This is a genomic window from Nocardia albiluteola (assembly GCF_018860155.1).
Classification (GTDB): Bacteria; Actinomycetota; Actinomycetes; order Mycobacteriales; family Mycobacteriaceae; genus Nocardia; species Nocardia albiluteola.
The window spans coordinates 575,221-582,370 of sequence record NZ_JAHKNI010000004.1 but is presented as its reverse complement, the minus strand read 5'-3'; the positions used below and the strand labels follow the sequence as shown (position 1 = coordinate 582,370).

The following is a 7,150-nucleotide window of genomic DNA, read 5'->3' as shown; positions in this document are numbered from 1 at the left end:
CCACGGGGCAATCGGAAAAAACTCGTTCGCCACTACGGCCTCTGCCCGCGCCTGTCTTCGCGATCACCGCGGCCGACGCAGCCTGCCTTCGAGCGCAGCGAATCACCCACTACCGGAACGGAATCCGGGCACGTAGGGACCGCTGCGGTAGGCACCCCGGAAGCATAGGAAGATCGACTTCCGTTCGGGCGCGCGGTTAATCCGACCTTAAGATCGCCCACGCGTCGACGACGACCGCCGAAGCGAGCAGCGGTTGTCACAGGCCAGACCGGAATCGCCACTACTCCTGCCGCTCCCGGAAGCGCTCCTCGAAATCGGTGATGTACCTCGAGGGCGCGGTCGAGGACGACGATTGCTCCAGAACACCGTCGTCTCCCACGTTCGCCGGAATTCCTGACGATCACCAGGACCGACGCAGCACTCCCCGGCCGCCCGGGTCGTCGACTCCGCCGTCGCCCGACTGCGCTGCGGGCGTCGTGAGCGCGGACAGCGGATCCAACGGGTTGGGCATTGCGGGCACCAGATCCTCGAGACCCACCCCGGCCATGGCCTGCGCCTGAACGGGACCCATCAATTCCGCTGTCTTGCGGTGGATTTCGGTGACGGCCTGCTGGTGTGCCTGCGTCACCGCGGCGGCGATCTCGGGGTAGTCGAGATCACCGATGTCGTTGGCGAAGGTGGTCTCGGTGATCACGCCGTTGGCGTTCACCACCACGGTGACTCGACTGTTGGCCGCCGTGCCGGTGGCGGTGAGCGCGGCCCATTCCCGTTGCGATTCGGCCAGCGTGGCCATTTGTGCCTTGAGCTGGTCCATGGCGTCGGCGAGGCGGTTGCGCGCGTGTTCGTCGATGACGATGTCGTCGTTCATGGACGCCTATGTCCCGATCGTTTCGATGGAGGTGATGATGCCGGAAATGTCGTCGCATTCCTGCACTTGCTTGATGGCCGAGCGCAGGCCCGCAGCGTATCCATTGGTACCGCACAGCGATTCGGAGATATTCGACAGTCCACCTGAGAAGCCCTGAACCTGAGCCTCGAGTCCGCTGGGACCACACCGGATCTTGTCGCCGTACGAGTCATTACCGCACAGACGCGTCAGCTGTTGGCCGCCGGATTCACCATCGAAGCTCGACTTGAGATCCGCGACATCCTGGCCGGCCTCTTCGATCCGAGTCGCGGTTCTCTTCATCATCTCGATTTGGATCTCGATGGTTTCACTCATTACGCATCCTCCTCGGTTCGCGCCGGTCCGACCGTCAGGCCCGCGATCTCCAGCTGATACAGCGCGGCGTCGATATCGCTGGTACCGACGTCGAATACGGTTGTCAGATGGCTCGGGGTCACCGTCCGGGCTTCTGCGGCGGCCACCAGCTCCTCGATCGATTCCCTATGTGCGGCAGTCGGTTCGACCGGGACGCACTGCAACAGGAGAGTCGTGAGTACCTGTGGGTCGCCGACGCCGGGAATCGCGGTGCCGAAATCGTGTGGCTCCGGCGACTGCCCGCGGCGCCAGCAACGACCGTCGTGCCAGTAGCAGAACGACAGCAGCCCCGTGCCCGCCCTCGAGTTGAGCACCGGGTCGGCCACCCAGCTCGGCGCCCCGGCATAGAGGTCGGGGAGTCGGTCGTTGTTGTTGTAGGCGGCATCGAGTTCCGGTGCGTCCCATACCCCTCCGGACAGCACGGCACGCCCGCCGGGCAGCATGTACATCGTCGAGCCGCTACGGCCCGCCCCTTCGAACACGCCCAGAGAGGGCAGCACCCGAGGCCCCATGGGTGAGCCTGCGGCCACGAACGCGGCCGACAGTACCGCCCACCGAGCCCACATCACCGCGGGTTCGGGCAGGAGATGGCTCGAATCATGTGGCCGCACACCGTTTTCCGCATCCTTGCGAGCGTCGGCCGCGGCACGGTACGGCATCCGGGTCTGTCGCCCGCCGTTCCGTAGGTAGGCGGCCAGCCAGACCGGAAGCCTGTCTCGCGGATAGCGCGCGAGGTCGGCCTCGTACGATTCCGGGGCAAACAACCACCCCTCCGGAAAGGGATTCTGGCCACGGTCGTATTCGATGGCGAGTTTGCCGCTGTCGGTGAGCCGCAGGATCATCCGCCACCACGGTCCCGCGGCGTCGGCCGCGGTGAGCTCGCGCTGTTCGCGGGCCATGCGAATCGTCTCCGAATCCACCCCGAATTGCACCGACCGGTCCTCGACGTCGAACGAGACGCGCGCCAGGCTTTGATCGACGGTGAGCGCGAAAGTGACCGTCAGCCGCTGCCACCCGGCCGGCGCCATCGATACGACCCGCTCGACGATCCGTACCGCCATGTCCTGGGCACGCGAATCGAAGGCAGTACCGAGTGAATCGGAAACCACCGCATCGGTTTTCGGCTCTACTCCCGCGGCGGTCGACACGGCTGCAGCGTATAGACGCCGGCCTGGACTCCAGCGGCGCCTTAGTCGAACCTTAAGATCGCACCAGCCCGTTCCCACCGCCGAGAAAACCCGGTCCCGCGCCTACGATTCCGACGATGTGTAATCGGAGCGGCTGACCGGCGAACAACGGCGCCCGCAACGACAGTGGAGGCGGTGCAGGCGTGCGAATAGCGGTCGTCACGGATAACACCAGGATTTCCGATCCCCTCATCGAGGTATTCGCCGCACACGGCCACCGCGCGACCCGGGTCCATCGCAGTGACGAGTTATTCTCCGCGGCCCGCTGGCTCGATGCCGTCGTGCTCGACACCAAACTGCAGGATCTACCGGGAATTCATGTCCTGCAACGACTCCGGGAGTTCAGCGATGTGCCGGTGATCATGCTGACACCGAAGGGCGATGAGCACCCGATCGTGCGGAGCCTGCGCTCGGGCGCCGACGACTGCGTCACCAAGCCGCCGCGACCCATCGAGCTGCTGGCGCGGCTGGAGGCGATCATGCGGCGCTGGATGACGCCGATGTCGATGGAATCCGTGGTGGTCACCGGCGATGTGCGAATCGATCTGGCCGCGCGCAGCATCGACGTGGCGGGCACGCCCGTCGGGCTCACCCGCACGGAATTCGACATCGCCGCCACGCTTGCCGAATCGGTGGGCGCCGCCGTGAGCCGCGAGTATCTGACCGACCGGGTGTGGGGAGATCCGCGGGGCCCGGTCTCGCGGCCGCTGGACGTGCATGTGGCCGCGCTGCGGGCGAAATTGAACCGGCCCGGGCTGATCACGACGGTCCGGGGGTTCGGGTATCGCTGGGGCCTCGAGCTTGCCGTCGCGGCCGAATGATCGACCGCGACGATCCCCCCGCTCCGGCTCACGCGTTCCACATACCGGCTACTTTATTGTCGGCTCCCACAATATCTGTGTGCGCATTCTCCCGGAGCGAGTTGAGCCGGTCGCAGTGGTCCTTGAGTAACGCAACATGTTTCATCAATGTCTGATGCTTGTACTGGAACTGCTCATAGGCGCTCCCGGACCACACGGCGCCGAGATTGTTCGCGGTCGAGTGCAGGTCGGACTCGTGCCGGCCGATATGCTGATGACCTTTTCTGAGGCCGTCGTTGGCGTCCTGATGAGTACTGGCGTTGTGCCGGATGAGACCAGCCACGATAACCTCGCTAGCTCTGCCGAGGCAGATTGACGAATACGCTGCGACTCTCGGCCTCGGTGGCGGTGTAGCCACCGCGACCGTGGTCGAGCAGTTCCTTGAGATCTTTCAGAGCGGCCTGCGCCTTCATCCCCTCGGCCATCGCGCTTTTGGTTGCCGAGCTCCAGGATGTGCTGAACTCGCCCCGAATGCCTGTGCTCGATGCCTCGGCAACCAGATTGCTGACGGTGTGGATGGTCTCCGCCAGCTCGTCGAGGTGGCCTCCATACTTGGCCGTGAGCGCAGCGTGCTGTTCCGGGTCGATACGGTGATCACCGGCAGGTTGGCTCATGATGCGACGGTATCTCCTCGATCGAGGCGGCGATGCTTCCTTAATGCAATCCGAAGATCAGGCGGGACGCTCGTCCCGAAGTGCCTGCACCACCGCGGCAATCCGCGTGTTGATCTGGGCCAGTAGCTTTTCCGCGTCAGCGGGGACGGCCACCGGCGGATTCTCGTCGGTGATGAGGTAGCGGCCGTCGTCGGCCAGATCCCGCCAGGGGATGGAGTATCGAGTGCAGCCCTTCGGCCCGAAGGCCGAACGTGCCTGCGCGATACCGACATTGCCGATCCGCTCGATCGGCGCATCGAGAAATCGGGCCGCCCGGGCACTCGCGGATTCCGCGGCGAAGGCGTTGTTGCGCACCGCGGACCGGCCGTAGGAGTAGTCGAGTCCCTCCCCCTCGCCGACCAGCACGATATTCCCGAGCCGCCCCGGACTCGCGCCGGGTAGTTGCGCCACCACGACCCGCGCCAACTCCACCGCGGTGCAGAATGTAACAACGAATCCATCGCTGTAGCAGGGCTCCTCGCCCGGGATCTGCCGCACCACGACCCCGTGGGGGCCGCGGCGAGCCGCATGGATGCGGACGAGGTCGTCCTCCCCGTCATCGAGGGTGCCGGAGCTGATTGCCTCGACGGTGATATCCGGATGGGCCAGCGTCTTTCCCAGCAGGTCCACATCGAGTCCGGGTATTGCCCGTACCTCGCGAAGCGCGCGCAGCTGCTGGGCGTGGTATTCGTCGGCGTCCATAATTCGGCTGACGGCGCACAGCGGCGAAGGCAGCCACCCGGCGTTGGTCTCCTCCCACAGGGCGCAGAAATCGATATCGCTGAGGGTCCAGACCGCGTTCATAGTGGTGAGACGCTCATTTCTCCTCGACCACCGGAATGGTGGTGACCGGCGCTTCGCCCATTACCGCGTCGAGATGGCGGCGGCTCAGATAACCGGGACTGCGATGCGGTTTCTGTTCGTTGCCGCGGCCCGCGGCGGATGCCGGTCCGCCCATGCCGCCGGGGTAGCCGGTGCCGGCTCCCTCGGGCTCGGCCGACGCGGCGCGTACGGAACTCATCGTCTCCTCACTGGCGGGCGACATTGCGCCGGCGCGGGGGAACAACCGCGCGGTGGCCGTCGCCCCCTGCTCGGATTCGAGGCTTCTGGACGACTCTCCGGCCGCGAATCTTTCGACCCCACCGGCCCCCTTGCCGCCTTCCGTAATATCGGCGGGCCGGGCACTCGCAGCCCTCAGAAGATCGGCCGTATTTTGCGCGGCTTGCGCGTATTGCTGCTGCGAACCCACCCCCTGCGCGATCGGGCTCAATGCCTGTTGGGCGTCCTGTCCGAGCCCTTCTGCCATATTGGACAGGGTGCCCGACTGACCCGAAGAATCGGGTGTGTAGGCGGCCGGGGTCACTGCCGCACCCGCATTGGGGTCCGTCGAATTGACCGAATCGGCAATGGTCGGGGACGAGGCGGAGAGATTTTTCAGGCTCGGTGATTCCAAGCTGTTCAGGCTGGGCAGGGCGCCGCCGGGAGAGGCAGGCGCGACGAGCGTGCCACCCATTGTCGGCATTGACGGGACACCCGCAGTCGGAGTGCCGGTCGGAACGGACACCACGCCGTTGGCCGATGGTGGTGCCGGCGCGGATGGGTTCTTGGAGGGAGGGGGCGGGGTCGGATCGCCGGATGTTCCCGCGGTGCCATTCGCCGCCGCCGTGGGGACCGGCAGCGTCGGCGCTTGTGAGGAAATCCAGTCATAGGGTTTCTGATACCAATTGGCATACTGCGCTACGTGATATTTTAAAAGAGCAGTTCCCACCGAATCAGCATGGTCCGGCCCCGCTATTCCATCCTGGTAGTATACAGCAATCTTTCCCGATGAAGCCGGGATCGAAATAATCCCCGACAGATGGGTTGTGACGGCAACTTTTCCGTATGACGTTCGATCAACGGAGGTCACCGCATCCGCAGGAACTACCACGGTGCCTGGAGGAATGTATTTATACCCAGCCCCGTAATTTTTACTCGCTGGTTGCCCATCGAGATATGGCATGTACGCGATAGTCGTCGAAAGGTAATCAGCGGCCTGCTGTAGCAGAAAGGCGGTGTACATCATAGGGCTGAGCAGCTCCGGCGACGAATTGATATATTTCTGCATCGCCGCGGCACACTGATCCTTGCCATTGCCGGTCCACACCGTCGGATCGGACTTGCTCGCCCCTACCCTCATTGCCCCCTGCATTTCATTGCTGAAGCGGGCGAACCCGTGCTGCAGCTGCGTGGCGAGATACGACCACCCGTGGGCGGAATTGGCCAGGAGTTTCGGCTGAGCCTTACTGAGACCGTATAGATGCGTCCATTGCAGAGCACTGGGTGATTCCGCTTTGTGAATCTGCGGCGCGAATGTGCCGCCATAGGATGGACTACCTTTTTCCTTATAGCTTTCCCAGTTGCCGTTGTCGGGCAGTTTGCTCCACTGAGTGACATTCTTACCGCCAATGGAAGCAGGCGGGGTCGTCTCCCATTGCGTCGGCGTAAACGCCCGATAGGCCCCGGTACCGTTGTCGTTGAACGTCGGAGCGTCACCGAGGTCGAAAGCTGAGAGCGGAGGGTTGTTAGCAGACGACGACAGACTTGTAGGGTCCGACTGCGTCATATCATTCAGCAGGTTCTGAAAGCTGGAGGTAACCTGCTGATCAATCGTGCTGTTCGCCGTCGACGCACTGGACTGGTCGGTATATACCAAAACCTGACCCGCGTAACCCAGCGTGGCGGCAATAGTCTTGACGATATTGATGTGCGCATTCAGAATCTGATTCAGATTTGTATCTGCCAGCTCATTGAATTGGTCAGCCAATCCCATCAAAGATGGAAGCGACGAATCACCGCCACCACCGGCCAATGCGCTGGGATCGATGTGCAGCAGGTCATTGAGCTTCTTTTGCGCACCCTGGAGATACTCCAAGAGCGTATTACACGCACGAATCGGCTGGTCGATGGCGTCCGGGGGGAACTGGAGTTGCTTGCTCTTATCGGTGGTCTGAGTGTTCTTGAACGCCGTGTTCCAATCGGATGCCAGCGTGTTCAGGTCGATAGTCGAACCATTGCCGGTAGCCCCACCACCCGCGGCCGTCGATCCCGCCATCGCTCAAATCCTCGCCATCGTCGGACTCGCCGTGCACCGTGGTGGCCGATCCTGCTCAGTCACACCGGGATGTTAACCGGCACAACGCCAATCGC

General features: G+C 63.6%; 8 protein-coding genes. 1 reads left to right on the top strand and 7 read right to left on the bottom strand.

What is annotated here, in order from left to right; genetic code table 11:
- Nucleotides 1-400: 400 nt before the first annotated feature.
- Genes KO481_RS15740 through KO481_RS15730 form a run of 3 tightly spaced genes read right to left on the bottom strand, consistent with a single transcriptional unit; the run spans nucleotide 401 to nucleotide 2,409 of the window.
- Nucleotides 401-868 carry a YbaB/EbfC family nucleoid-associated protein gene (locus KO481_RS15740; protein ID WP_215917835.1) on the bottom strand — a complete coding sequence of 156 codons (468 nt, stop codon included), beginning with the start codon at nucleotides 866-868 and terminating at the stop codon, nucleotides 401-403.
- A gap of 6 nt (nucleotides 869-874) precedes the next feature.
- The gene (locus tag KO481_RS15735) at nucleotides 875-1,222 is read right to left on the bottom strand and encodes a hypothetical protein (RefSeq protein WP_215917834.1); all 348 of its coding nucleotides are present in this window, start codon (nucleotides 1,220-1,222) and stop codon (nucleotides 875-877) included.
- Entirely contained in the window at nucleotides 1,222-2,409 is a 1,188-nt protein-coding gene (locus tag KO481_RS15730) for a hypothetical protein (RefSeq protein WP_215917833.1), read from the bottom strand. Before KO481_RS15730 ends, KO481_RS15735 begins: the two co-directional genes overlap by 1 nt.
- A gap of 182 nt (nucleotides 2,410-2,591) precedes the next feature.
- On the opposite strand from KO481_RS15730, the gene KO481_RS15725 reads away from it, so the two are divergent.
- Nucleotides 2,592-3,269 carry a response regulator transcription factor gene (locus KO481_RS15725; RefSeq protein ID WP_215917832.1) on the top strand — a complete coding sequence of 226 codons (678 nt, stop codon included), beginning with the start codon at nucleotides 2,592-2,594 and terminating at the stop codon, nucleotides 3,267-3,269.
- 28 nt (nucleotides 3,270-3,297) lie between these two features.
- Here KO481_RS15725 and KO481_RS15720 read toward each other — a convergent pair whose 3' ends face one another.
- The 4 genes from KO481_RS15720 to KO481_RS15705 are packed head-to-tail and all read right to left on the bottom strand — an operon-like array spanning nucleotide 3,298 to nucleotide 7,055.
- Nucleotides 3,298-3,591, bottom strand: coding sequence for a WXG100 family type VII secretion target (locus tag KO481_RS15720; protein ID WP_215917831.1), 294 nt, complete (start codon nucleotides 3,589-3,591; stop codon nucleotides 3,298-3,300).
- Between the two features lie 10 nt (nucleotides 3,592-3,601).
- On the bottom strand, nucleotides 3,602-3,922 hold the full coding sequence (locus tag KO481_RS15715; RefSeq protein WP_215917830.1) for a hypothetical protein: 321 nt from the start codon (nucleotides 3,920-3,922) through the stop codon (nucleotides 3,602-3,604).
- A 57-nt stretch (nucleotides 3,923-3,979) separates the two neighbouring features.
- Nucleotides 3,980-4,765 carry an ESX secretion-associated protein EspG gene (locus tag KO481_RS15710; RefSeq protein WP_215917829.1) on the bottom strand — a complete coding sequence of 262 codons (786 nt, stop codon included), beginning with the start codon at nucleotides 4,763-4,765 and terminating at the stop codon, nucleotides 3,980-3,982.
- Nucleotides 4,766-4,778: 13 nt separating this feature from the next.
- Nucleotides 4,779-7,055, bottom strand: a complete 2,277-nt coding sequence (locus tag KO481_RS15705) for a hypothetical protein (RefSeq protein WP_215917828.1) — start codon at nucleotides 7,053-7,055, stop codon at nucleotides 4,779-4,781.
- Nucleotides 7,056-7,150: the final 95 nt, after the last annotated feature.

Excerpts from the sequence above, each read along its gene's own strand:
- KO481_RS15715 (WP_215917830.1), bottom strand. The coding sequence starts at position 3,922 with ATGAGCCAACCTGCCGGTGATCACCGTATCGACCCGGAACAGCACGCT.
- KO481_RS15735 (WP_215917834.1), bottom strand. The coding sequence starts at position 1,222 with ATGAGTGAAACCATCGAGATCCAAATCGAGATGATGAAGAGAACCGCG.
- KO481_RS15710 (WP_215917829.1), bottom strand. The coding sequence starts at position 4,765 with ATGAACGCGGTCTGGACCCTCAGCGATATCGATTTCTGCGCCCTGTGG.
- KO481_RS15705 (WP_215917828.1), bottom strand. The coding sequence starts at position 7,055 with ATGGCGGGATCGACGGCCGCGGGTGGTGGGGCTACCGGCAATGGTTCG.
- KO481_RS15740 (WP_215917835.1), bottom strand. The coding sequence starts at position 868 with ATGAACGACGACATCGTCATCGACGAACACGCGCGCAACCGCCTCGCC.